21 protein-coding genes are annotated in these 24,003 nt (G+C 66.3%); 11 read left to right on the forward strand and 10 right to left on the reverse strand.

The features are described from left to right. The first annotated feature begins 163 nt into the window (after positions 1–163). The gene (gene hpxO, locus Q376_RS0102725) at positions 164–1,327 is read left to right on the forward strand and encodes an FAD-dependent urate hydroxylase HpxO (protein WP_027348999.1); all 1,164 of its coding nucleotides are present in this window, start codon (positions 164–166) and stop codon (positions 1,325–1,327) included. Between the two features lie 39 nt (positions 1,328–1,366). On the opposite strand, the gene Q376_RS0102730 is transcribed toward hpxO, so the two are convergent. The 6 genes from Q376_RS0102730 to Q376_RS0102755 all read right to left on the reverse strand — a co-directional run bounded on the left by Q376_RS0102730 (position 1,367) and on the right by Q376_RS0102755 (position 7,982). Next, the gene (locus Q376_RS0102730) at positions 1,367–2,986 is read right to left on the reverse strand and encodes an ABC transporter ATP-binding protein (protein ID WP_027349000.1); all 1,620 of its coding nucleotides are present in this window, start codon (positions 2,984–2,986) and stop codon (positions 1,367–1,369) included. 11 nt (positions 2,987–2,997) lie between these two features. Next, positions 2,998–3,834 (reverse strand): ABC transporter permease, encoded by an 837-nt coding sequence (locus Q376_RS0102735; protein ID WP_027349001.1) that lies wholly within the window; start codon positions 3,832–3,834, stop codon positions 2,998–3,000. Next, positions 3,831–4,808, reverse strand: a complete 978-nt coding sequence (locus tag Q376_RS0102740) for an ABC transporter permease (protein ID WP_027349002.1) — start codon at positions 4,806–4,808, stop codon at positions 3,831–3,833. Before Q376_RS0102740 ends, Q376_RS0102735 begins: the two co-directional genes overlap by 4 nt. Before the next feature lie 37 nt (positions 4,809–4,845). After that, the gene (locus Q376_RS0102745; RefSeq protein ID WP_043445876.1) at positions 4,846–6,417 is read right to left on the reverse strand and encodes an ABC transporter substrate-binding protein; all 1,572 of its coding nucleotides are present in this window, start codon (positions 6,415–6,417) and stop codon (positions 4,846–4,848) included. A gap of 67 nt (positions 6,418–6,484) precedes the next feature. Continuing rightward, entirely contained in the window at positions 6,485–7,240 is a 756-nt protein-coding gene (locus Q376_RS0102750; protein WP_052364897.1) for a class II aldolase/adducin family protein, read from the reverse strand. 73 nt (positions 7,241–7,313) lie between these two features. Continuing rightward, complete coding sequence (locus Q376_RS0102755; protein WP_027349005.1) at positions 7,314–7,982, reverse strand: GntR family transcriptional regulator; 669 nt, start codon at positions 7,980–7,982, stop codon at positions 7,314–7,316. Between the two features lie 172 nt (positions 7,983–8,154). Here Q376_RS0102755 and Q376_RS0102760 point away from each other — a divergent pair, with 172 nt between their 5' ends. The 4 genes from Q376_RS0102760 (at position 8,155) to Q376_RS0102775 (ending at position 12,420) form a co-directional block, all read left to right on the forward strand. Then, on the forward strand, positions 8,155–9,198 hold the full coding sequence (locus Q376_RS0102760; RefSeq protein ID WP_027349006.1) for a histone deacetylase family protein: 1,044 nt from the start codon (positions 8,155–8,157) through the stop codon (positions 9,196–9,198). Further along, positions 9,195–10,259, forward strand: coding sequence for a phosphotransferase (locus tag Q376_RS0102765; protein ID WP_027349007.1), 1,065 nt, complete (start codon positions 9,195–9,197; stop codon positions 10,257–10,259). The genes Q376_RS0102760 and Q376_RS0102765 overlap by 4 nt, the downstream gene beginning before the upstream one ends. Continuing rightward, positions 10,256–11,557 carry an aspartate aminotransferase family protein gene (locus Q376_RS21225; protein WP_043445880.1) on the forward strand — a complete coding sequence of 434 codons (1,302 nt, stop codon included), beginning with the start codon at positions 10,256–10,258 and terminating at the stop codon, positions 11,555–11,557. The genes Q376_RS0102765 and Q376_RS21225 overlap by 4 nt, the downstream gene beginning before the upstream one ends. 86 nt (positions 11,558–11,643) lie before the next feature. Further along, the gene (locus Q376_RS0102775; protein ID WP_043445884.1) at positions 11,644–12,420 is read left to right on the forward strand and encodes a transporter substrate-binding domain-containing protein; all 777 of its coding nucleotides are present in this window, start codon (positions 11,644–11,646) and stop codon (positions 12,418–12,420) included. Positions 12,421–12,522: 102 nt separating this feature from the next. On the opposite strand, the gene Q376_RS0102780 is transcribed toward Q376_RS0102775, so the two are convergent. Continuing rightward, positions 12,523–13,641 (reverse strand): App1 family protein phosphatidate phosphatase, encoded by a 1,119-nt coding sequence (locus tag Q376_RS0102780; RefSeq protein ID WP_027349009.1) that lies wholly within the window; start codon positions 13,639–13,641, stop codon positions 12,523–12,525. A 177-nt stretch (positions 13,642–13,818) separates the two neighbouring features. Here Q376_RS0102780 and Q376_RS0102785 point away from each other — a divergent pair, with 177 nt between their 5' ends. Next, positions 13,819–14,349 (forward strand): YaeQ family protein, encoded by a 531-nt coding sequence (locus Q376_RS0102785; protein ID WP_027349010.1) that lies wholly within the window; start codon positions 13,819–13,821, stop codon positions 14,347–14,349. Between the two features lie 26 nt (positions 14,350–14,375). Further along, entirely contained in the window at positions 14,376–15,398 is a 1,023-nt protein-coding gene (locus Q376_RS0102790) for a serine hydrolase domain-containing protein (RefSeq protein ID WP_245598888.1), read from the forward strand. Positions 15,399–15,450: 52 nt separating this feature from the next. Here Q376_RS0102790 and Q376_RS0102795 read toward each other — a convergent pair whose 3' ends face one another. The 3 genes from Q376_RS0102795 to Q376_RS0102805 form a co-directional block, all read right to left on the reverse strand. Further along, on the reverse strand, positions 15,451–15,726 hold the full coding sequence (locus tag Q376_RS0102795; RefSeq protein WP_027349012.1) for a DUF7218 family protein: 276 nt from the start codon (positions 15,724–15,726) through the stop codon (positions 15,451–15,453). Positions 15,727–15,853: 127 nt separating this feature from the next. Further along, positions 15,854–17,230, reverse strand: coding sequence for a GntP family permease (locus Q376_RS0102800; protein WP_027349013.1), 1,377 nt, complete (start codon positions 17,228–17,230; stop codon positions 15,854–15,856). A 22-nt stretch (positions 17,231–17,252) separates the two neighbouring features. Then, the gene (locus Q376_RS0102805; protein ID WP_155834112.1) at positions 17,253–17,777 is read right to left on the reverse strand and encodes a gluconokinase; all 525 of its coding nucleotides are present in this window, start codon (positions 17,775–17,777) and stop codon (positions 17,253–17,255) included. 495 nt (positions 17,778–18,272) lie between these two features. Here Q376_RS0102805 and Q376_RS0102810 point away from each other — a divergent pair, with 495 nt between their 5' ends. From Q376_RS0102810 to yjiA, 4 genes are all read left to right on the forward strand, one after another. After that, positions 18,273–20,093 (forward strand): aminopeptidase P family protein, encoded by a 1,821-nt coding sequence (locus Q376_RS0102810; RefSeq protein ID WP_027349015.1) that lies wholly within the window; start codon positions 18,273–18,275, stop codon positions 20,091–20,093. Positions 20,094–20,270: 177 nt separating this feature from the next. Next, positions 20,271–22,352: a carbon starvation CstA family protein gene (locus Q376_RS0102815; RefSeq protein WP_027349016.1), complete on the forward strand. Its 2,082-nt coding sequence runs from the start codon at positions 20,271–20,273 to the stop codon at positions 22,350–22,352. A gap of 43 nt (positions 22,353–22,395) precedes the next feature. Continuing rightward, positions 22,396–22,599, forward strand: coding sequence for a YbdD/YjiX family protein (locus tag Q376_RS0102820; protein ID WP_027349017.1), 204 nt, complete (start codon positions 22,396–22,398; stop codon positions 22,597–22,599). A gap of 68 nt (positions 22,600–22,667) precedes the next feature. Continuing rightward, positions 22,668–23,699 (forward strand): GTPase, encoded by a 1,032-nt coding sequence (yjiA, locus tag Q376_RS0102825; RefSeq protein ID WP_027349018.1) that lies wholly within the window; start codon positions 22,668–22,670, stop codon positions 23,697–23,699. Positions 23,700–24,003 lie beyond the last annotated feature (304 nt).

Genomic DNA, 24,003 nt, shown 5'->3' on the forward strand with positions numbered 1-24,003 from the left:
AGCTCCTGCGCTCATCAGGAGGCTTGAAATCTCTCACCGCTGCCGAATCCAGTACAGCTGAGCGCCGATAACGGTACGCACTTTGGCTTTAAGATGATCCCTATCAGCGGTGCGCCACTGCGCAGGCGCCATCTCCATATCGCTCATGGCAAGGATCATTCCAATGAAAACGCTCGATATCGTCATCGCCGGCGCCGGCATGGGCGGCCTCACCGCTGCCATCGCCCTCAAGCGCCAGGGCCACCGTGTCCGCCTGTTCGACCGCGTCCCGGAGCTTACGCCCGCGGGCTCGGCGATCTCGGTATGGTCCAACGGGGTCAAGGTGCTCGGCGCGCTGGGGCTGCATGACGCGATCGACGCGGCCAGTGGCACGATGAGCACGATGAGCTACAGCGACCGCGACGGACGCCTGCTCACTCGCTTCAGCCTCGAGCCGCTCTACGACCAGGTACGCCAGAGCGCCAAGCCGATCGCGCGTACCGAACTGCAGCGCGTACTGCTCGACGCGGTCGGTGCGGAGCACGTCACCCTCGGCGTCAGCTGCGAGCGCTACCAGCTCGAAGGCGATCGAGTCGCCGTGTTCTTCGATGATGGGCAGCGTATCGAAGCGGACCTGCTGATCGCCGCCGACGGCACCCACTCGAAGCTGCGCGATCTGGTCGCGGGGCGGGCGATCGAGCGCCGCTACTGCGGCTACGTCAACTGGAACGGCCGGGTCACGGCCAGCGACGATCTCGCCCAGGCGGACGAGTGGGCGCAGTTCGTCGGCGACGGCAAGCGGGTTTCACTGATGCCGATGGGGGGAGGTCAATTCTACTTTTTCTTCGACGTGCCGCTCGCCAAAGGCAGCGTCAACGATCGCGGCCTCTACCGCGACGAGCTCAGCGAGCACTTCGCCGGTTGGGCCGCACCGGTGCAGCGGCTGATCGAGCGCCTCGACCCCGCCACCGTCGCGCGCGTCGAGATCCACGACATCGAACCGCTCGAGCGTTTGGTCGACCAGCGGGTGGCGCTGCTCGGCGACGCCGCCCACGCCATGGCGCCCGACCTCGGCCAGGGCGGCTGCCAGGCGATGGAGGATGCCTGGGTGCTGGCGGAGTGCCTCGCCGCCGCAGGTGAAGACGTCCCGGCGGCACTCGATGCCTACGACCGCGCCCGCGTCGAGCGCGTCGCCTCGATCGTCGAGCGGGCGAGAAAGCGCTGCGACATTACCCACGGCAAACAGCCGGAGGAGACGCAAGCGTGGTATGCCGAACTCCTCGAGGAGAGCGGTGATCACGTGATCCAGGGGATGCGCAAGACCATCCTCGGCGGCCCGCTGGGCTGAGCGAGCAGCGGACCAAGGGCCGCTAAGACGGGCCGATGCTCATCCGGCCGTCACCGTAGCGAGATGCGACACCCCTCGGTCGCGCCCGGGGATCGCGGCGAGCAGCTCCTTGGTGTAGGCCTCCCGAGGCGCAGTGAATATCCGCTGCGCCGAGCCCTGCTCGACGATGAGACCCTTGCGCATCACGATCAGCCGATCACAGATCTGTGCTGCGACCCTCAAGTCGTGGGTGATGAATAGGAGCGAAAGGTTCAGCTCCCGCTTCAAGCGCACGAACAGCTCGAGCACCTGGGCCTGGATCGAGACGTCGAGCGCGGAGACCGCTTCATCGGCGACGATCAGCTCAGGCGCCAGCGCCAGTGCCCGGGCGATACCGATACGCTGGCGCTGGCCGCCGGAAAACTCGTGCGGATAGCGCTCGGCGACGGCTTCGTCGAGGCCGACCGTCGCCAGCAGGGTACGAGCCTGGGCCAGCGCCTCGGCCTTGGCCACGCCGTTGGCGATCGGCCCCTGGGCGATCGCCATGCCGATGCGAATGCGCGGATTGAGCGAGGCGTAGGGGTCCTGGAAAACCATCTGGATACGCCGGCGCAGGGCCGCGCTGCGGTTCTCGAGCGGCGCTCCAGCGAACTGCATCACGCCTGCGTCGGGCCGCTCGAGCCCGACGATGCAGCGCCCCAGGGTCGATTTGCCCGACCCCGACTCGCCGACGATGCCCAGCGTCTCTCCTCGCCCGAGGGTGAGCGAGATGTCGTTCAGCGCCGCGACCTCGCGCTTGGGTTTGAACCAGCCACCGCCGCTGCGATAGACCTTGGACAAGCCCTCGACGCTCAACAGCACCTCCTCCCGCGCCTCGCGCTCGGGCGGCAGCGCATCCCCCGGGATCGCGTCGATCAACGCCCGGGTGTAGGCCTCCTGCGGTGCGGCGAGCAGCGCCTCGGCGGTGCCCATCTCGACGATCCGCCCGTGGCGCATCACACAGACCCGGTCGGCTATCTCCGCCACTACCCCGAAGTCGTGGGTGATGAACATCACCGCCATCCCCCGGCGCGCCTGGAGCGCCTTGATCAGCCGCAGGATCTGCGCCTGGGTGGTGACGTCCAGCGCGGTCGTCGGCTCGTCGGCGATCAGCAGCTCCGGCTCCAGGGCCAGCGCCATGGCGATCATCACCCGCTGGCGCTGGCCGCCGGAGAGCTCGAAGGGATAGGCCCGTGCGATCGACCGGGGATCCGGCAAACCGACCTCATCGATCAGCTCGATCACCCGCGCCTGGCGCTGCCTGGTGGTCAAAAGGCCGTGGGCTTCGAACACCTCGGCGATCTGCTCGCCGATCCGCATCAGCGGGTTGAGCGCGGTCATCGGTTCCTGGAAGATCATCCCGATCCGCCTGCCGCGCAGCTTACGGTGCTCGGGCTCGCTCAGGCGCAGCAGGTCGATGCCATCGAACAGCACCCGCCCCTCGGCGGCGCGCACCCCCGGAGGGAGCTGTCCCATCACCGCGTTGGCGGTCATCGACTTGCCCGAGCCGGACTCTCCGACCACGCAGAGTATTTCTCCCCGGTTCAGCTCGTAGTTCAGGTTCTCGGCCGCATAGAGCCGGTCGGCCCCCTCGGGCAGCGCCAGCGCCAGTCGTTCGATACGAAGCAGTGGATTGGACATCAAACGGCTCCTCAGTGTCGCTGTCGCGCGAGCTGCGGGTTCAACGCATCGTCGAGCCCCTCGCCCACCAGATTGAGCGCAAGCACGGTGAGCAGGATCATCACCCCGGGGATCACGCTCAGCCACCAGGCCTGGCGCATCACCGTGCGCGCGGCGCCGATCATGTAGCCCCACGACATCACGTCAGGGTCACCCAGCCCGAGGAACGAAAGCGAGGATTCGAGCAGGATCGCGGTGGCGATCATCAACGAGGCCAGCACGATCACCGGCGACAGCGCGTTGGGCAGGATCTGGCGCACGATCAGATCCCAGTGCCCGAGCCCGGCCAGGCGCGCCGCCTCGACGTATTCACGCTGCTTCAGCGAGAGGAACTCGCCCCGCACCAGGCGCGCCACCGGTGGCCAGCTGACGATCGAGATGGCGGCGACGACCGAGCCGACGCTCGGTGACATGATCGCCACCAGTACGATCGCCAGCGCGAAGCTGGGTATGGTCTGGAACAGCTCGGTGATCCGCATCAGCGCATCGTCGATCCAGCCGCCGAAGTAGCCGGCCAATGCCCCCAGCGGCACGCCGATCGCCAGTGCCACCAGGGTGGAGATCAACCCGATCAGCAGTGACACCCAGGCGCCATGGGCCAAGCCGGCGGCGACGTCGCGGCCCATGGTGTCGGTCCCCAGCGGAAAGCCCGAGAGCTCTCCCGGGGCGAGGAACGGGCGCTGGACCATCCGCCACGGCGACTCCGGATAGAGCAAGGGCGCGAGCAGCGCGAGCGCGACGACCATGACGAGGATCAAGAGACCGAACAGCGCACCACGGTTCTGGGCAAAGCGGGCGAAGAAGCTCATCTGGCCTCCTTGATCCGAGGGTCGGCGAGTCGGTAGATCAGGTCGGTGAGCATGTTGAACACGATCACCAGCAGCGCGCAGAAGAAGAAGATGCCCAGCAGCAGGTTGTAGTCACGCTGCATCAGCGCCTCGTACATCAATCTGCCGATGCCGGGCCAGGCGAACACCGTCTCGGTCAACACCGCCCCACCGACCATTTGGCCCGCCTGCAGGCCCGCCAGGGTGATGATCGGCAGCACCGCGTTGCGCAGCACGTGGCGACGCTGGATCACCCCGGGAGCCAGCCCCTTGGCGCGCGCGGTCTTGACGAAGTCCTGCTGCCCGGCGTTCAGCATCGAGGCGCGGGTCATGCGGGTATAGACCGCCATGAAGAAAAGCCCCAGCGTGGTCGCCGGCAGGATCAGGTGCAGGGCCACATCGCCGACATGGGCGAGCCCCTGGTAGTCGGCGCCCACGGTGGAGTAGCCGTAGGCCGGCAGCCAGCCGAGCAGTACCGAGAACACCAATACCGCCATCATCGCGACCCAATAGAGCGGCGTGGCGTAGAACAGAAGCGCCACGACCATGATCAGCGAGCCCGAGGGATGCTTGGCCCGCATCGCCGCCAGCACGCCGGCGGACACCCCCAGCGCCAGGGAAATCACGAACGCAGTGCCGGTGAGCAGCAGCGTCGCCGGCAGCCGGTCGAGAATCAGCTCGAGCACCGGCATCTGCTGGCGGTACGAGTAGCCGAAGTCGAGCGTCGCCACACCGCTGACGTAGCGCCACAGCTGCACCGGCAGCGGTTGGTCGAGCCCAAAGCGCTCGCGCAGGTCATCGAGGAACTGCTGGTCCGTAGCGCCCGCCTCTCCGGCCATCACCGCCGCAGGGTCGCCCGGCGCCATGTGGATCAGGAAGAAATTGAGCACCACGATCGCCAGCAGCACCAGCGCTGCCTTGACCAGGCGCCCCAGGATGAAAGAAACGTAAGGCATCGATCCACCTCCTTATCAGTCCGTCGGCGCGGCGTGATCAGCGTTCGATCCAAGCGTTCTTGAAGCCGTCGTTGAGTCCGATCCCGGTGGTGATCAGGTCATGGACGTTGCAGCGGTAGAGCGTCGGCTGGCCCATCTCCAAAAGCCACGCCAGCGGCACGTCCTCGCGCAGGATGCGCTGGACCTCGGCGAAGTCGGCGAGACGCGCGGCTTCATCGTTCTCGACTGCTGCACGGGCGAACAGCGCGTCGACCTCGGGATTGGCGTAGCCCTCGACGTTGTTCCAGGGCGATCCCTTGGCGATGTTGCTCGAGACGTAGGTCCGCGCGATGCCGAGCGAGGGGTCGCCATACTGGAAGAGGTAGGTGAAAGCGATGTCGTAGCTCCAGTCGCTGATCTTCTGGTTCCAGCCGGCGACATCGGTGGACTCGGTGGTCACCCTGATACCGACATCCTCGAGATTCTGGCGCACCGCCTCGGCCCAGCGCGTCCAGGTCTCGCCGTAGGGCAGCGGCAAAAGGCGCACCGGGGCACCGTCGTAGCCCATCTCCTCGAGCAGTTCGCGTGCCTTGTCGGGGTCGTAGTCGTACTGTTCGAGATCAGCATCGTGGGCCGCCAGGGTCGACGAGAATGGGCCGTTGGGCACCTTGCCGAGTCCGTTCCACAGCACGTTCCTGACGAACTCGCGATCGAGCGCGTACATCACCGCCTGGCGGAAGCGTTTGTCGGCGGTCGGCCCCTCGCGGTTGTTGAGCCACAGCATGGCGAACGGGTTGAAGTACTCGTTGCCCGCCTCGGTCATGCAGCTGCCATCGAGCGCCTCGAGCCGGGCAAGGTCGAAGTTCTCCACCGACCCCGCGGGCATCACCTGCAGCGTACCGTTCTCGAAGGCGGCGGCGCGCGAGGCGGCGTCGGGGATCACGTGCCAGTAGATCCTGTCCAGGTACGGCTTGCCCGCTTCGTAGTAATCCTCGTTCTTGACCAGTTCGATCACCGAGCCGCGGTCCCACCTGGCGAACTTGAAAGGACCAGTGCCGATCGGCGTATTGTTGGCGGGGTTGTCGTAGAAGTCGGTGTCGGCATAGACGTGCCGGGGCACCATCGGCAGCGTGCCGACCTCAAACGCCTGGATGAAGGCCGGGAACGGCTGCTTGAGCGTGAACACCACGGTGTTGGCGTCCGGCGCCTCGATGCTCGCCACATGGTCGAGGATCGCCCGGGAGCGAGGATTGGTCTCGCGCATGAAGACGTCGGTGGAGAACACCACGTCGTCGGCGCTGAATGGCTCTCCATCGTGCCACTGCACACCTTCGCGCAGGTGGAAGGTGTAGGTCAGCCCGTCATCGCTGATCTCCCATGCGCTGGCCAGCTGCGGCATCGGCTGGAGCTGGGCGTCATAGCGCAACAGTCCCTCGTAGATGTTGCCGGAGATGCGCTGGGTCGGAGCATTCTGGACCAGGCCGATCATCAGCCCAGGCGGCTCGGGCTGAATCGCCACATTGATCACCCCGCCCGACTGCGGCGCCGACTGGGCATGCACGGCGGCGCTAATGCATAGGGCCAGGGCGGTTGCCGCCAGGCGGCCGGGAAGCGATACGAAAACACTCATGGCGTTTTTCCCATTGTTGTAATTGTCGAGCGGAAGCGATCGCCGGCCGGCGGTCGGCCGCGGGATTTCAGTCGGCGAAGTCGGGCTGCAGCTGCGCGATCAGCCGCAGGTAGGCCTCCCATTCGGGGTCTCGCGCGGTGGTGTCGTGATCGCTGTCCCAGCGTTCGTACTGGCCGGCGACATGCTCGCAAAGCGACGCGGCGGGACGGCGGACCGGCGCGCCGGTGGCCATGATCGCAAGCTGCGCCTTGCAGCTGCGCTCGAGGTTGTACATGCGCCGGAACGCTTCCCCGACGCTGCGCCCGCAGACCAGCAGCCCGTGGTTGCGCAGGATCATCACCGGCTTGTCGCCAAGGTCGCGGACCAGCCGCTCGCGCTCGGCGAGATCGAGCGCGATGCCTTCGTAGTCGTGATAGGCGATGCGCCCATGGAACTGCATCGCCCACTGGTTGAGCGGCAGCAGCCCTTCTTCCAGGCAGGAGACCGCGACGCCCGCCACCGAGTGGGTGTGGAGCACGCAGTGGGCGTCGGCGCGGGCGGCATGGATCGCGCTGTGGATGGTGAAGCCGGCTTTGTTGATCCCCGCCCCGTCGGGGTCGTCGACGAGATTGCCCTCGAGATCGACGGTGACCAGGTTGGAGGCGCGGACCTCCTCGAAGCGGTAGCCATAGGGGTTGATCAAAAAGCGCGATTCGCCCTCTTCGGCGCGCATCGAGATATGGGTGTAGATGCTGTCATCGAGCCCGAAATGGGCGATCAAACGGTAGGCAGCGGCCAGATCGCGCCGTGCCACGCCAAGCGACGCATCCGTCGCGGAAGACATCGACTGCATCGTTTCGTCCTTGCTTATCGTTGGAATGAACAAAACGGCCAAGTGCTTCCTCGCCTCGCGCCCGCTATCGTCGCAGCGTGGAAAGGAAGTGCGCCATCATTTCGTAGCCGTCCTCGATATCGGCGCGAATCGCCGCACGCGCGCCCTCTTCGCTTCTCGCCACCAGCGCGTCGAGCACTTCCCAGTGGTGCTGGATCGCCACCCGCTCGGAAAACTCCCGATAGGCCAGCGCGATCACAGGCCCGGCACGCATCCACAGGCTGTCGATGAAGCGCTCGAGCAGCGGCAGCCCGGCGAGCTCGACGAGATGAAAATGGAAACGCTGATTGAGGCGCATCGCGCTCTCCATGTCTCCATTCGACAGCGCCTGATGATTCTCTTCGATGTTGCGCCTGAACAGCTCGAGCTCATGCGACTGGATGCGCTTCGCGGTGGTGGCCGCCGCCAGGCCTTCGAGTTCGAGGCGCAGCGTATAGACCTCGTCATATCCTGGCACGTCCAGCACCGGTACCCTGATATCGCGCGGCGAGCGCATCTCCAGCGCCTGCTCCTTGGCCAGTCGCAGGATCGCGTCTCGCACTGGCGTCACGCTGGTGCCGAACTGGTCCGCCAGCTCACGAATGCGCAATCGGTCGTCGGGCTTCAGGCGCCCTTCGATCAGCGCCTCGCGCAAATGGCCGTAGACGCTGGCCCCCAGCGAAGCGTGCTCGACGCTCTCGAACCGGTGCTGCATGAATCGCTCTCCGTTCGCTGCTCGGCCGGGCGGGTTCACCCCCATGCGCTGAAAGTCCCCGGGCCTGAAAGTAAATGTACAGCCAGATGGCGAGACTGTACAGGGTGTATGATGCATCATATAACTAAAACATGAAGCATCCGTTCATCCATCCGCCACGACGGAGCCCGCGGTGAAAATAATCAATAACGACGACCACTTACAGCATGACCCCCAGTTCTTCGTAGTGCGCGGCCGGCTCAAGCGCAGCAATGAACAGCCCGCGCGAGGGGAGATCCTGCTCGCCGCTGCGCGCGCGGCAGGGCATACGATCATCGCCCCACGCGAGCATGGGCTGGCACCGATCGAAGCGATTCATACCCGGCGCTATCTCGACTTCCTCTCCACGGTGCATCCGCGCTGGCAAACGCTCGAGGGTGCCGGCGAGGAGGTGGTCGCCAACATCCATCCCTTTCCCGGCGAACCCTGTACCTACCCTCGCCATCTGGTCGGACAGGTAGGCTTCCACCTCGGCGACATGGCCTGCCCGATCGGCATGCATACCTGGAAAGCCGCATACGGCTCGGCCCAATGCGCGATCGAGGCCGCGCAGCTGCTGCTCGACGGCGAGCGCGCGGTCTATGCGCTGTGCCGCCCGCCGGGACACCATGCCTACGCCGAGCGCGCCAACGGTTTCTGCTACCTGAACAATGCCGCGATCGCAGCCCAATACCTGCGCAGCCGGCATTCGCGCGTTGCAATGCTCGACATCGACGTCCATCACGGCAACGGCACCCAAGGGCTCTTCTATGCGCGCAGCGATGTGCTCACGATCTCGCTGCACGCCGACCCCCACTACATGACTCCGTTCTTCACCGGGCATGCCGACGAGCGCGGCTCGGGAGAGGGCTTTGGTTTCAACGTCAACTATCCGCTGCCCAAGGGGCTAGCCACCGAGGGCTACCTGGAGGTGCTCGACGATGCCTGCCGCCGGATCGTCGACTACGCGCCGGGCGCGCTGGTGGTCTCGCTCGGCCTCGATACCTACGAGCACGATCCCTACCAAGGCGTCGCTATCTCCACCCCGGGCTTCGCCCACATCGGCGCGGCGATCGCCCGGCTTGGGCTGCCCACGGCGCTGATCCAGGAAGGGGGATACTTGTCGGACGCGCTGGGCGACAACTTAGCCCGCGTGCTCGAAGGGTTCGAACGCGGCAGTGCGGACGCACGGCCATGAGTGGGGTCGAGGTCATCGATGCGGTGCTGAGCGCCGCATCGCCCCCGGTATCGTGCGAGCAAGCCGAGGCGTTCGTCGCCGAACGCTATGGCCTGCGCGCTACCGCACGCGCCCTCGGAGGGGAGCGCGATCGTAATTTCCACCTGCGCGGATCGAACGGCCACGACTACGTGCTCAAGATCGCCCACCCGGCCGAGCGGGCCGAAATCGCCGATTTCCACACCCAGGCGCTCTTGCACCTGGCCCGCACCGCGCCCTTACTCCCCGTGCCGCGCGTGGTGACCAGCCTGTCCGGCGAGACGGTGCCGCGCTATCGAAGCGCCCTGGGCGCCCCCTGCGTCGCGCGGCTGAGCACTTATCTGCACGGCCAGCCGCTGGCCGATCTCCCGGTATCGAGCGATCGCCGCCGCGCGCTCGGCACGCTTGCGGCCGAACTCGACCTGGCGCTGGAGGACTTCCACCACCCGGCGATGCGGCTCAAGCTGCCGTGGGACCTGCAGCATGCCGCCGATCTCCGCCCGCTGATCGAGACGATCATCGAGCCGGGCACTCGCCAGCTGGCGATCGCCGGGCTCGAGCGCTTCGAGCGGCACGCCGCGGCGGCGCTCGCCGGGCTCCGGCGCCAGGCGATCCACAACGATCTCAACAGCCACAACCTGCTGGTCGACGAGCACGGCGAACGGGTGGCGGGCATCATCGATTTCGGCGACATGGTCTGCGCCCCGAGGATCAACGAGCTGGCGATCGCCGTCAGCTACCAGCTCGCGCTCGACGACACCTCTTGGCACCAAGCGCTGGCGGTGGTCGAAGGCTACCACCGCGTGGCACCGCTGCAGGCCATCGAGGTGGGCCTGCTGCCGGAGCTTGTCATCGCGCGGCTGATGATGGTGGTGACCATTTCACAGTGGCGGGCCGCACGCGCCCCGGACAATGCCGACTACGTATTGCGCAACCATGCGCGCGCGCGCCGTGCACTGGTGTACTGCCTGGCACAGCCACGCGAGGCGCTGATCGCGCAGCTGCTGTCACGGCTCGGCGTCGCCCAGGAGCAGGCGCCATGAGCGGCCTCGATGCAGATGACCGAGCGCTGCTCGAGCGCCGGCGCAAAGTGCTCGGCGGCGCTTACCGGCTGTTCTACGACCAGCCCCTGCACCCGCAGCGCGGCGAGGGAGTATGGCTCTACGATCGTCATGACCGGGCCTATCTCGACGCCTACAACAACGTCGCCTGCCTCGGCCACTGCCATCCCCAGGTGGTCGCCGCCATCTCGCGCCAGGCCGCGCGGCTCAATACCCACACCCGCTATCTCGACGAGACCATCCTCGACTGCGCCGAACGCTTGCTGGCGACGCTGCCACCACCGCTCGCGCAGGTGATCTTCACCTGCACCGGCAGCGAAGCCAACGACCTCGCCTATCGCATCGCCTGCCAGTACACCGGCGCTCGAGGGCTGATCGTCACCCGCATGGCCTACCACGGCGTCACTCAAGCGCTCGCCCAGGCCTCGCCCTCATTGGGCGCGCAAGTGCCGCTCGGCAGGCACGTACGCACGGTCGAGCTGCCCGGCGCCGGCGATCGCGACGGGCTGAGCCCAGCCCAGCGCTTCGCCGCCCAGGTGCAGCGCGCGGTCGACGAACTGGCGGCGGCCGGCATCCGCCCGGCGGCGCTGCTGCTCGACAGCGTGTTCGCCAGCGACGGTATCTTCACCGACCCGGCCGGATTCATCGCGCCAGCGGTGGAGGTCATCCATCGCGCCGGTGGACTGTTCATCGCCGACGAGGTGCAGGCAGGGCTCGCGCGGCTCGGCGAACCCTTCTGGGGGTTCGTGCGCCATCGCGTGAGTCCGGACATCGTCACCCTCGGCAAGCCGTTCGGCAACGGTCACCCGGTCGCCGCCGTGGTCGCGCGCAGGGAGTGCATGGAGGCATTCGGCCAGGCCTCGCGCTACTTCAACACCTTCGGCGGCAACCCGGTCTCTTGCGCCGCGGCCTTGGCGGTGCTGGACGTGATCGAGCGCGAAGGTATCCCTGGGCGGGTCGAGGAAGTGGGCGAATACCTTCGCCGCGGCCTCGGCCAGCTCGCCGCTCTCCACCCGGAGATCGGCCAGGTGCGCGGCGCGGGGCTCTTCATCGCCGTAGCATTCGCGTCCAACTCAGTACGCAGCGCCGCAGCCATCGCCCGTGCGGTGGTCGAGGGCATGCGCGAGCGCGGGGTGCTGCTGAGCCTTACCGGCGCGGGCGGCGACGTGCTGAAGATTCGCCCGCCGCTGGTGTTCGAGCGCCAGCACGCGGACATCCTGATCGAGCGGCTCGACCAGACCCTGACGGCGCTACGCGCCGGTCCCACCGCCGAGACTTGAGCCCGCGGCAGCGGCGGCCTTAGGATGAACGGCCGTCGGTGCTGGGCACCGGCGAGTGGGTTTCAACGACAACACCGGACACTCTCATGCTCCCTTCCCTGCGCGCCCTGCTCGGTGCCTCGCTGTTCTGCGTTCTCTCTTCCGTCGCCCTCGCCGAGGAGCCGCCGCTGCGCATCGCTTCCGACGTCCCCTTCCCGCCCTACGAAATGCTCACCGCCGATGGTGAATTCACCGGCTTCGAAGTCGAGCTGGTCAACGCGATCTGCGAACGGATGCAGCGGCGCTGCGAATGGCAGGCGCAAAGCTTCGACGGCATCATCCCAGGGCTCTTGGCGCGCAAGTACGACATCATCGCCTCCTCGATGCTGATGACCCCGGCACGCCAGCAGCAGGTCTCCTTCGCCAAGGCGTACTACTTCAACCCTTCGGTATGGGTCGGCCCCGCCGATCGCCCCCTAGAGGTCGACGAGCAAACCGATCTCAGCGGCAAGCGGGTCGGCGTGCAGCGGGCGAGCGTCCAGGACGACTATGTCACCGCGACCCACCCGGAAGCGGATATCCGCCGCTATACCACGGTCGACACCGTCGCCGTCGACATGCAGACCGGGCGTCTCGACCTGATCTTCGCCAACCTGCCCCAGGCGCAGGCGCTGCTGCTCGGCGATGCGGCCTACGCGATCCAGGGCGAGCCGGTGAGAGGCCCCGAAGCGATCTTCGGCAAGGGCACCTCGGCGGCGTTCAGGAAGCGCGATACCGCGCTGGTCGAAGCGTTCAACCGGGGACTGGATGAAGTGATGGCCGACGGTACCTACGACGAGATCATGCGGCGCTACTTCGACTACGACATCCATCCCACCCAGTGACCCACGCGGAATTTTGAGCGCAAGACCGCAAGGCGTATAAAGAAAGGGGCCTCGTCGTCCTCAGCGTGACAGCACAAAGCGAGTTGGACAGGGCCCGCCGGCTCAGATCTTGATCCGGCGCTCCTGCTTTTCTTCCTTGAGCACGGTCGCCAGCGCCTCCTTGGAGATGTAGCCCTGGGAGAGCGCGTGGCGCGCCATGGTCGCGGTGTCGGCGGCGAGCACCAGGGTGCTGCCGGCGTCGGAGACCTCCTGGGCGAGCTTTTGGATCGCCGCGTCGCGCTCGCTGTCCTCGTTCACCGCGCGAATGTAGATGGTCTTGATCCGGGTCGGGAACTCACGAACGATCTTGGCGTAGACCTCGGGGTCCTGCTGGCCGCTGTCGCCGATCAGAATGAACGGCAGCTCCCCATAGAGCGACAGCATCCTGCGGATCATCAGCCGCTTGTGGTCCTTGGCCCGGCGCGGGAAGGGCCGGTGCAGCGACATCCCCCATTCACGCAGGAACAGCACCGGGCCGACGGGAATGCGATGCAGGCGAAAGAACTCTTCGAGCATCTCGTAGATGCTCCAAGGACCGCGCGAGACATACAGCAGCGGACGCTCGCGCTCGCCGTCGCCGAGATAGAGCGCTTGGTAGAAAGCGGCGACGCCGGGGAAAGCGGCCCGCCGATCGGCCTTTTCGAGGAACAGCCGGTAGAGCATCTTGGCCTTGTTGGCGACGCCGGTGTACATCACCGTGTCGTCGATGTCGCTGATCACCGCGAAGTCGACGCCAAGCGGCGGGATGTAGATCTCGGTGGTCGCCTTGACCGTCTCTTCGCTATCGACCAGCACCCGCAGCTCCGCCTCGTGCCACACACGGCTGAGCTCGAGCGGCCCGTCGATCGCCATGTGCGCCTCGAAGTAGCCGTCGGCGTCAGTGGGTACGATGGTATGGGAGTCGCCAAGGCGCACCGCCACGTTGACCTGGCTCATTCCGCGGCGCATCAGGCGGCGGAAGACGTCGATCAGGTCGCGCAGCACCCCACCCTGCTCGATGCTCTCGCCGACCCCGCTCTGACGGAACACCCGCCCCATCAGAAAGACTTCACTATGGGAGCCGTAGCCTCGATAGGGGTGAATCACCAAACCGCCGCGCCCGCGGTCGCTCTTCATCGGGCGCGCATAGACGCTCAACCACTTGCGCAGTGCCCGCAGGGGATTCTTGCCGTGATGACGCATCGACGACCTCGAAGAATGGAAAGAATTGCCGCTCGACCCGAAACGTCCACCGCAGCGGCCCGTCACCTCACGACACGGCTAAGCGTAAGAGATTGTTAGGCTAAAATCCTCCATCATGCGGCGAACACGCCCTTGGCCCCGCAGTATGCACGACCACTCCACGCACCGAGAGACCCCATGGCCCTTACCGCCACGCCCTACAAGTTCAACCTCCAGCTGAGCGATCTCGATCGCGGGCTCTATCCCAGCGTGCGGCTCACCGTCGCCCGCCACCCCTCCGAGACACCGGTGCGGCTCGCAGCCAGGCTGCTCGCCTATGCGCTATGGTACGACGAAAGGCTAGAGTTCGGGCGCGGCCTGTCGAACGTCGACGAACCCGCACTGTGGGAGAAGAGCCTCGATGGCCGGGTGCTGCACTGGATCGAGGTCGGCCAGCCGGACGCTGAGCGCCTCGACCGCGCCGCCCGCCGCGACCAGCGCGTATCCCTGCTCGCCTACGGCAATCTCGCGCCCTGGGAAGAAAAGCACCTCCCATCGCTGGCGCGACTCGACCGACTGCGCATCGCAGCTCCAGACCAGCAGGCGCTGGAAACCCTGGCCGCAGGCCTGCAGAGAAGCATCGAATGGAGCGTGATGGTCAGCGAGGGCGCACTCTACGTCAACGACGCAGAAGGACAGCACGATATGGGGCTTCGCTGGGTGAAATGAGCCGGGATCGCCGGCAGGGAGGAAGGGTGCTGCATCGCCGAAAACTGCTCGCCGCCGCGGGCCTGGGCACGGCAGCGCTGCTGCTGCCAGCGCTCGGGCGCGCCCAGCCGGCGCCGAATTTCGATGCCGCGGTGGACGAGGCCCGGAGGCTCTTGCGGCTCAATTCACTGCTGGTAGCGGTCGACGGGCGCACGCTGGTCAACGAGCGGTTGCGCGGTCCCGCGCTGGATCGGCCGGTCAACATCAAGTCGCTGTCGAAGACGCTGATCGCGGCACTGACCGGAATCGCGATCGACCGTGGGCTGATCGCCTCCAGCGACCAGCCGATCACCGAGCTGCTAGGCCGACTGCCCGCGGATGCGACACCCGGGCTCGAGCGCATCACGGTAGGCAACCTGCTCTCGATGCAGGCTGGACTCGAACGTACTTCGGGGGCGTCCTACGGGCGCTGGATCGCAAGCCGGGACTGGACCGCCTACACCCTTACCCGCCCATTCGTCGACCGTCCCGGCGGGGCGATGCTCTACTCCACCGGCAACACCCACCTGCTCTCGCGAATCCTCACCCGGGTCAGCGATACCTCGACCCTGGCGCTGGCGCGAACCTGGCTCGGCGATCCGCTCGGCATACAGATCCCGGCCTGGACCCGCGACCCGCAGGGGATCTACCTCGGCGGCAACGAGATGTCGCTATCGCCGATGGCGCTGCTGCGTTTCGGTGAACTGTTCCGCCGGGGCGGCGCCATCGATGGCCGCCGTGTGGTGTCGGAGGATTGGATCGCAGCCTCATGGCAGCCGCGCACTCGTTCGTTCTTCAACGGTAGCGAGTACGGCTATGGCTGGTTCATCGACCGCTTCGGCGACCACCCGGTCTATTTCGGTTGGGGCTACGGTGGCCAGCTGCTCTACGTACTGCCGAGCCTGGGGATGAGCGTGGCGATGCTCTCGGACCCCACACCGCCGTCACCGGGCGGCGCCTATCTCGCCGCCCTCCACGCGCTGGTCGCCCAGCGGTTGGTTCCCGCGGCCGAGGCCGCCCAGGCTGCCTAGAATAGCCATGGCAGCCCGCTCATGATGAGTGCCCGAGAAGCAGGATTTCGGTTCAATGCGCGCGCAGGGCGTCGATCAGCTGACCCTTGCGCAGCGCCGAATAGCCGCTCAAGCCGAGCTCCTTGGCGCGCTGCTTGAGTGCCGGCACCGTCCACTGCTCGTAGGGTTGTGACTCGCCACCGCGCTTGCCAATCTCGGATCGGCCCTGCTTCGACGCGGCATTGGCGATCCGCGCCGCTTTCTCCTTCGATGCGCCTTGGTCGCGCAGCGCATCGTAGGTATCGCTATCCTTGATCCGGGGACCGGAGCTTCTTGCTTTAGGGGACATTGCGCATCCTCCCTGGCTGCATTTGCTGGGAACGATCGCCTGAAGCACGACGGGGGAGACGCCGATAAGACGCCTCCCCCGCAGCATAGACCAAGCTATCCGCCTCGCCAGTGCCTGACCGTGAGGATCAGGCCAGAGAGAAGATCAGCCAGGCGATAGCGAAGCCCATCAACCCTATCGCCGTCTCAAGCACCGTCCAGGTCTTCAAGGTGGTCTTCACGTCCATGTCGAAGAACCGACCGACCAGCCAGAAACCGGAGTCGTTGACGTGGCTCACCACCACCGAGCCCGCGGCCAGGGAGAGCACGATCGCCGCCGTCTGCACCGCACCGAGGTCGGCAAGAGCGGGCTGGATCAACCCGGCCGCGGTGATCAGCGCCACCGTCGCCGAGCCCTGGGCGATACGCAGCAGTGCGGCGATCAGGAAGCCCGCAGCGATCACCGGCAGCCCCAGTTCGGAAAGCGCCCCCGAAAGCGCATCACCGATTCCACTCGCGCGCAGCACCCCGCCGAACATGCCACCGGCGCCGGTGATCAGAATGATCGAGCAGACCGGGCCAAGCGCCGAGTCGAGCAGCTTCTCGATCGTTTCACGCCCCTTGCCGCGTCGGGTGCCGAGTACCGTCGCGGTGACCAGCACCCCGATCAGCAGCGCCACCGGCGTGGTGCCGATCATCCGTGCGTAGCCGAACCAGGCCGCCTCGCCGCTGAGCAGGCCGGCCACGCGCAGCGCGTCGAGCCCGGTATTGAGGAAGATCAACATCAAAGGCAGCAGCAGCATGGAGATCACAAGGCCGGCGCTGGGCGGATTCTCCTCGCGCGGCTGCTGCTCACCGAGAACGTCCGGCACTGGCAGATGGACTCGTTTACCGACCCAAAGCCCGAACAGATAGCAGGTGAAGTACCAAGTCGGCAAAGCGACCACGAGGCCCAGCAGGATCACCAGGCCGACGTCGGCACCGAGCAGCTCGGAGGCAGCCACCGGACCGGGGTGCGGCGGCACGAAGATGTGCATTACCGAGAAAGCGCCGGCGGCGGGCAGGCCGTAGAGCAGCATCGAGCCACCGACCCGGCGCGCGACACTGAAGATCACCGGCAGCATCACCACCAACCCGGCATCGAAGAAGATCGGGAAGCCGAACAGCAGCGAGGTGACCCCCAGCGCCATCGGCGCGCGCTTCTCGCCGAAACGATGGATCATCTCGTCGGCCAGCGACTGCGCGCCGCCGGAGACCTCGATGATCCTGCCTAGCATCGCCCCCAGCCCGACCAGCAGCGCGACCCCACCCAAGGTGCTGCCGAAGCTGCTGGTCAGGGTAGTCATTATCTGGCCGGCGGGAATCCCGGTGACCAGCGCGGTCAAAAGGCTGACGATGATCAGCGCGATGAACGCATGGACCTTGAACTTGATGATCATCACCAGGAGCAGCGCAATCGCCGCCCCGGCGATGCCTAACAAAGGCGCTACGCCAAGCGTCTGTTCCCACTCTGCGGTCGAATTCATGACGGCCTCCCGGCGCGCGATCTCAAAGCCGGCTTGGCTTGGCGAGGTTCATATCGGCGATGACCTGGTCGACGATCGACTCAGGCGTGGACTCTGCTTTGATCGTCTCGCCCGACTCGTCGGCGGCGAGACGTTCGAGGGTGGCGAGCTGGGAATCGAGCAGCGATACCGGCATATAGTGGCCCTTGCGCGAGCGCATCCGCTCGGTGAGCACCTCGTAGTCGACGTCCAGCAGCACGAAGCGAACGTCGCATTTCGCCTCGCGGAGCAGGTCGCGATAGCTGCGCTTGAGCGCGGAGCAGGTCAGCACGACGTTCTCGCCAGCCTCGCCCTTCGCACTGATCCAATCGCGAATGTCCCGCAGCCACGGCCAGCGGTCCTCATCCTGAAGCGGAATGCCCGCCGACATCTTGTCGATGTTGGCCTGGGGGTGGAACTCATCGGCCTCGGCGAATGCCCAGCCCATGCGCTGAGCGAATGCCTGAGCGGCCGTGGTCTTGCCTGAACCCGAGACGCCCATGAAGATGACGGCCATCGGTTGGGTCATGAGAAATTCTCCCGAACCTGGTTAGTAAAAAAGGTACATGATGGACGCACAGAACGTGGCCGCCCAATGAATGGCTGTGAACGGTACCATCAAGGCCCGGCCGACTCTATGCGGCAAATGCTACCCCCTACCAAAGTAGTAAACCAACGACGATCAGATCGTCCCACCCGTCTGGTTCAGGGCGCTTTCGATCCCGCCTGAGCCGACGCTTGGATCCGTGGGACAAGCGCGAAAAACCGACAATATCCGCTAAGAAAATGCCTTTTAGTTGAGATTTATTGCCGTTTGCACCGAATGGTACGGCCGCGCCCCGGTCAGTCGGGCCACCGTTCGATTCGCCGACGGCTTTCTTATCGCTGAAGACCGCGGCGACCGTGCAGGCCGCCTCGGCGGCTATCCCGGCGCTGGCGATCGAGCCGATCCGGCGTATGCTGGGGAGTCAATCCCGTCGTCGCCCGCCGCGACCATGGACCACCGCGCCCTGAGAGAGAAGAAATGCCCGCAGAGACCGTGCAGACCATCGCCAACCGCATCGACTTGCTGCGCCAAGCACTCAAGCGAGAGGGCCTCGATGCCTGGATCGCGCCCTCTTCCGATCCCCATTTGTCCGAATACCTGCCGGCCCACTTCTCGAACCGTGAGTGGCTTTCCGGCTTCACCGGCTCGGCCGGCACCCTGGTGGTACTCGCCGACGATGCGACGCTCTGGGCCGACAGCCGCTACTGGGTACAAGCCGAGCAGCAGCTCGATGGCAGCGGCATACGGCTGGAGCGACTGATCCCCGCCGAAGGACGCGACCATATCGCCTGGCTGGTCTCGAGGCTTGCCGAGGGAGCGCGAGTCGGGGTCGACGGCGCGGTGCTCTCCCTCGCTGCCGCCCGTACGCTCGAGGCCGCCTTCGCCGCCAAGGGCATCGAACTCGCCACCGAGCGCGATCTGGTCGGTGCGATCTGGCCCGATCGCCCGGCGCTGCCCAAGGCACCGGTCTACGCCCACCTCGATGAATTCGCCACCACCAAGCGCGCCGTCAAGCTCACCGCACTGCGCCGGGCGCTCGAGGCGCGCGGCGCGCAGTGGCAGCTGCTGTCGAGTCTCGATGACGTCGCTTGGCTGTTCAATCTGCGCGGCAGCGACGTCGACTACAATCCGGTGTTCCTCGCCCATGCACTGATCGGACCCGAGCAAGCGACGCTGTTCGTCGACGAGACCAAGTTCGACGCAGCACTCATCGATGAGCTGGCCGCCGACGGAGTGAACCTCGCCCCCTACGACTCGGTGCTCGAGGCGCTTGCCCAGCTGCCCTCGCAGGCGCGGGTGTCGCTCGATCCGAACAGGCTGAGCCTACGGCTCCATCAGGCGCTGCCCGAGGGAGCCGCTGCGATCGAGGGCATCAGCCCCACGACGCTGGCCAAGGCATGCAAGAGCGAGGCCGATCTCGCCCACGTGCGCCATGCGATGGAAGAAGACGGCGCGGCGCTGTGCGAATTCTTCGCCTGGCTCGAAGCCGCGCTGGCCAGGGGGGAAGTGATCACCGAGCTGACCATCGATGAGCGCTTGAGCGCGCGTCGCGCGAAGCGTTCACGTTTCGTCTCGCTGAGCTTTCCGACCATCGCCGGTTTCAATGCCAATGGCGCACTGCCCCATTACCGCGCCACCGAAACGGCGCATGCCAGCATCTCGGGCAACGGCCTGCTACTGATCGACTCCGGTGCCCAGTATCTCGACGGCACCACCGACATCACCCGGGTAGTGCCGATCGGCACGCCCAGCGACGCCCAGAAACGCGACTACACCCTGGTGCTCAAAGGCACCATCGCGCTCTCCCGCGCCCGTTTCCCGGAAGGACTCAAGGCACCGCTACTGGACGCCATCGCCCGGGCACCGCTGTGGGCCGCGGGGGTCGACTTCGGGCATGGCACCGGCCACGGGGTCGGCTACTTCATGAACGTCCACGAAGGGCCGCAGGTGATTTCCTATCATGCCCAGCCGGCCCCGCAGACCGCGATGCGGGCAGGCATGATCACCTCGATCGAGCCAGGCCTCTATCGTCCCGGCCAGTGGGGCATCCGGATCGAGAACCTGGTCGCCAACCGGCCGTTCGTCGAGGCCGACGGTGAGTTCGGCGAGTTCCTGTACTTCGAGACCCTGACCCTGTGCCCGATCGACACCCGACCGATCGATATTGCGCTGCTCACGCAAGAAGAGATCGCTTGGCTCGACGCCTATCACGCCGAGGTCCGCGCCCGCCTGGCGCCCAAGCTAGAAGGCGAGGCGCTGGCCTGGCTCGAACTTCGCACCGCACCGCTCGCCGGCTGAGCATTGCCGCGGGGCGCAGGCCCCGCACCAGCTAAAGGTTCGGCGCGGATCGATTGCGCAGCGCTGATGGATTAGGAGGCGTCTTGTCCCGCACGGGTTGCGACTTAAGTCGTGATGCTTAACTCATGCTGTGCCGCTATAACGCAGTCTCCTTCCTGCCCCATCCGGAGCCTGCCCATGAACCGCTCCCCAGCCGTCAACGGCGGCCTGGTGCGACATCTTCCCTGGCTGCTGCTGGCAGTCGTCGGCGCCTGCGCGCTGGGGGTCGTCGCACTACGCCGAGGTGAATCGATCAACGCCTTATGGATCGTCGCCGCCTCGGTGTCGATCTATCTGGTCGCCTATCGATACTACGCGCTGTTCATCGCCACCAAGGTAATGCGCCTGGACCCAACCCGGGCGACACCGGCGGTGGTCAACAACGATGGGCTCGACTACGTGCCGACCCATCGCCATGTGCTGTTCGGCCACCACTTCGCTGCGATCGCAGGCGCGGGGCCGCTGGTCGGCCCGGTGCTGGCCGCGCAGATGGGCTACCTGCCGGGTACGCTGTGGCTGATCGCGGGCGTGGTGTTCGCCGGGGCAGTGCAGGATTTCATGGTGCTGTTCCTCTCCACCCGGCGTAACGGCCGCTCGCTCGGCGAGATGGTGCGCGAGGAAATGGGCCGGGTACCCGGCACCATCGCGCTGTTCGGCTGCTTCATGATCATGATCATCATCCTCGCGGTGCTGGCGCTGATCGTGGTCAAAGCGCTGGCGGAGAGCCCATGGGGCATGTTCACGGTGATCGCGACGCTGCCGATCGCGGTGTTCATGGGTATCTACATGCGCTTCATCCGCCCGGGACGCATCGGCGAAATCTCGGTGATCGGCCTGGTGCTGCTGCTCGGCGCCATCTGGTACGGCGGAGCGATCGCCGCCGACCCCTACTGGGGCCCGGCCTTCACCTTCACCGGTGTGCAGATCACCTGGATGCTGATCGGCTATGGGATCGTTGCCGCGATGCTGCCGGTGTGGCTACTGCTCGCACCGCGCGACTACCTCTCGACCTTCCTCAAGATCGGCACCATCGTTGGGCTCGCGATCGGCATCCTGGTCATCGCGCCGGAGCTCAAGATGCCGGCGCTGACCCAGTTCGTCGACGGTACCGGACCTGTGTGGAAGGGTGCGCTGTTTCCGTTTCTGTTCATCACCATCGCCTGCGGCGCGGTCTCAGGCTTCCATGCGCTGATCAGCTCGGGCACTACGCCTAAGCTGCTCGACAACGAGGTCAACGCCCGTTACATCGGCTACGGCGGGATGCTGATGGAGTCTTTCGTCGCGGTCATGGCGCTGGTCGCCGCCTCGGTGATCGAACCCGGCCTCTACTTTGCGATGAACAGCCCACCGGCGCTGGTCGGCACCGACGTCGCAAGCGTCGCCGCCACGGTGTCGAGCTGGGGCTTCGTGATCACGCCTGAAACGCTTGAAGCCACCGCCCGGGATATCGGCGAGCACACCGTGCTGGCGCGAGCCGGCGGCGCACCGACGCTGGCGGTGGGGATCGCGCAGATCCTCCACCAGGTGCTGCCGGGCGAGAACACCATGGCGTTCTGGTATCACTTCGCGATCCTGTTCGAGGCGCTGTTCATCCTCACCGCGGTGGATGCCGGCACCCGCGCCGGGAGATTCATGCTCCAGGACCTGCTCGGCAGCTTCGTGCCCGCCCTCGCCCGTACCAAGTCGTGGTTCGCCAACCTGCTCGGCACCGTCGGCTGCGTGGCGCTTTGGGGCTACTTCCTCTACCAGGGCGTGGTCGACCCGCTCGGCGGGATCAACACCCTGTGGCCGCTGTTCGGGATCTCCAACCAGATGCTCGCCGGCGTCGCGCTGATCCTCGCCACCGTGGTACTGATCAAGATGAAGCGTGGCCGCTACGCCTGGGTCACCGCGGTGCCCGCGGCTTGGCTTTTGATCTGCACCACCTATGCCGGGCTGATCAAGCTGTTCGACGCCAACCCGGCGGTCGGCTTCCTCGCCCAGGCCAACCGCTACCGTGAGGCGCTGGCCAACGGCGAGCTGCTCGCCCCGGCGGTCAACGCGGCGCAGATGCAGCAGGTGATGATCAACAACTACATCAACGCCGGTCTCACCGTGCTGTTCCTCGCCGTGGTCTCGAGCATCCTGTTTTACGCGATCAAGACCGCGCTGGTGGCCCGTCGCCACAGCGAGCGCAGCGACAAGGAAGCCCCTTACCAACCGATGCCCAGCGCCCACTGAACCAGCACGCCGCCGGCTTCGGCCGGTGGCGAGGAGAATCGCCATGTTCAACGACATCGCCCGTGCAGGCCGCTATCTCGGCCAGGCCGCAAGGCTCATGGTCGGCATGCCGGACTACGACACCTACGTCTCGCACATGCGCACCCGGCATCCCGACCAGCCGGTGATGAGCTACCAGGAGTTCTTCCGCGAGCGCCAGGACGCGCGCTACGGCGGCGGCAAAGGCCGTCCGGTGCGCTGCTGCTGACGGGCGCGCCTGGCGCGGCCCCGACGCCTTTAGTAGGCTGCGACGACATTCACGCCAGTGGAATCGCGATGACCAACCCTACCCTCGACAGCCCGGTGACGCCGATCCCAGTGACGCTGCTCAGCGGCGCCCTCGGTGCCGGCAAGACCACGCTACTGCGTGAGCTGCTCGATGCCCGCCACGGGCTCAAGATCGCAGTGATCGAGAACGAGTTCGCCGCCAGCGGCATCGACGACCAGCTGCTCGGCGATACCCCGGTCACCGTCGTCGCCCTGGCCGACGGCTGCATCTGCTGTTCGATCGGCGGCGACCTGACCCAGGCGCTGGTGGTCCTGCTCGAGCGGCTGGACGCCGGCGAGCTCGACTTCGAACGGCTGGTGATCGAGTGCTCGGGGATGGCCGATCCCGGTCCGATCGCCCAGGCCTTCTTCGCCGAAGAACAGCTGCGTGATCGCTATCAGCTCGACGGCATCCTCACCCTGGTCGACGCCGTGCACGCCGAGCGCCAGCTCGATCGTCCGCTGGCCCAGGCGCAGGTCGGCTTCGCCGACAAACTGCTGGTGACCAAGCGCGACCAGGTCGATGATGCCCGGCTCGAGGCGCTGTGTGCCCGGCTGGCGCGGATCAACCGCCGCGCCCCGATCGTGCTCGCCGATCACGGCAAAGTGCCGCTCACGGAGCTGATCGAGCTGCGCGGTTTCCACCTCGAAGGCGACCCCGATGCGCTGGTCGCCGCCTCATTGATCCCTCCTACTACCCTGTTCACCCCCTCACCGACCCCGCACCGCCACGACGATGCGATCTCCACCCTGGTGCTGGAGAGCATCTACCCGCTCGATATCGACGCCTTGAGCGAGTTCATGAACGAGCTGCTCGAAGAGCACGGCAACCGGCTGCTGCGCTACAAGGGCGTGCTCGATATCGAAGGGGAGCCGCGCCGGTTGGTGTTCCAGGGCGTATTTCGCCTCTACGGCTTCGACTGGGACCGCGAATGGGGCAGCGAGCCCCGCAAGAGCGTGGTGGTGTTCATCGGCGAGCACCTGCCGGAAGAACGGATCCGCCAGGGCTTCGCCCGAGCCACCGAAAGAAGGATCGGCTGATAGCGCCCGTTCGTAGCGAGGGCCCGTCGACTCGCGGTACTCGCTCAGGATGCTCGGAAACATCTCGTCTCGAACCACCGACCCGGCGGCGCCGTCCGATCCCTCGACTGGCGCCCCCCAATCGCCGGGATGACGCTCGGTCTTGACGCGTATGGGCGCCGCTCGGGACGAACGGGGGGGAGGGGTGGGCTCACCGCGGCTATGTCGCGGCAGACTGCTGACAAAGTATTCGAAGATGCCACGATGGCTTCCAGCCGCCTCCGAGAGCGCGCTGGCCGGCAATCGATTGCACCGGGGTTTGCGA

This window comes from Halotalea alkalilenta DSM 17697, from assembly GCF_000621205.1.
GTDB lineage: Bacteria > Pseudomonadota > Gammaproteobacteria > Pseudomonadales > Halomonadaceae > Halotalea > Halotalea alkalilenta.

Bases quoted from the DNA above. Each gene is read 5' to 3' on its own strand.
- hpxO (WP_027348999.1), top strand. From the start codon at position 164: ATGAAAACGCTCGATATCGTCATCGCCGGCGCCGGCATGGGCGGCCTC.
- Q376_RS0102730 (WP_027349000.1), bottom strand. From the start codon at position 2,986: ATGTCCAATCCACTGCTTCGTATCGAACGACTGGCGCTGGCGCTGCCC.
- Q376_RS0102735 (WP_027349001.1), bottom strand. From the start codon at position 3,834: ATGAGCTTCTTCGCCCGCTTTGCCCAGAACCGTGGTGCGCTGTTCGGT.
- Q376_RS0102740 (WP_027349002.1), bottom strand. From the start codon at position 4,808: ATGCCTTACGTTTCTTTCATCCTGGGGCGCCTGGTCAAGGCAGCGCTG.
- Q376_RS0102745 (WP_043445876.1), bottom strand. From the start codon at position 6,417: ATGAGTGTTTTCGTATCGCTTCCCGGCCGCCTGGCGGCAACCGCCCTG.
- Q376_RS0102750 (WP_052364897.1), bottom strand. From the start codon at position 7,240: ATGTCTTCCGCGACGGATGCGTCGCTTGGCGTGGCACGGCGCGATCTG.
- Q376_RS0102755 (WP_027349005.1), bottom strand. From the start codon at position 7,982: ATGCAGCACCGGTTCGAGAGCGTCGAGCACGCTTCGCTGGGGGCCAGC.
- Q376_RS0102765 (WP_027349007.1), top strand. From the start codon at position 9,195: ATGAGTGGGGTCGAGGTCATCGATGCGGTGCTGAGCGCCGCATCGCCC.
- Q376_RS21225 (WP_043445880.1), top strand. From the start codon at position 10,256: ATGAGCGGCCTCGATGCAGATGACCGAGCGCTGCTCGAGCGCCGGCGC.
- Q376_RS0102775 (WP_043445884.1), top strand. From the start codon at position 11,644: ATGCTCCCTTCCCTGCGCGCCCTGCTCGGTGCCTCGCTGTTCTGCGTT.
- Q376_RS0102780 (WP_027349009.1), bottom strand. From the start codon at position 13,641: ATGCGTCATCACGGCAAGAATCCCCTGCGGGCACTGCGCAAGTGGTTG.
- Q376_RS0102785 (WP_027349010.1), top strand. From the start codon at position 13,819: ATGGCCCTTACCGCCACGCCCTACAAGTTCAACCTCCAGCTGAGCGAT.
- Q376_RS0102795 (WP_027349012.1), bottom strand. From the start codon at position 15,726: ATGTCCCCTAAAGCAAGAAGCTCCGGTCCCCGGATCAAGGATAGCGAT.
- Q376_RS0102800 (WP_027349013.1), bottom strand. From the start codon at position 17,230: ATGAATTCGACCGCAGAGTGGGAACAGACGCTTGGCGTAGCGCCTTTG.
- Q376_RS0102805 (WP_155834112.1), bottom strand. From the start codon at position 17,777: ATGACCCAACCGATGGCCGTCATCTTCATGGGCGTCTCGGGTTCAGGC.
- Q376_RS0102810 (WP_027349015.1), top strand. From the start codon at position 18,273: ATGCCCGCAGAGACCGTGCAGACCATCGCCAACCGCATCGACTTGCTG.
- Q376_RS0102815 (WP_027349016.1), top strand. From the start codon at position 20,271: ATGAACCGCTCCCCAGCCGTCAACGGCGGCCTGGTGCGACATCTTCCC.
- Q376_RS0102820 (WP_027349017.1), top strand. From the start codon at position 22,396: ATGTTCAACGACATCGCCCGTGCAGGCCGCTATCTCGGCCAGGCCGCA.
- yjiA (WP_027349018.1), top strand. From the start codon at position 22,668: ATGACCAACCCTACCCTCGACAGCCCGGTGACGCCGATCCCAGTGACG.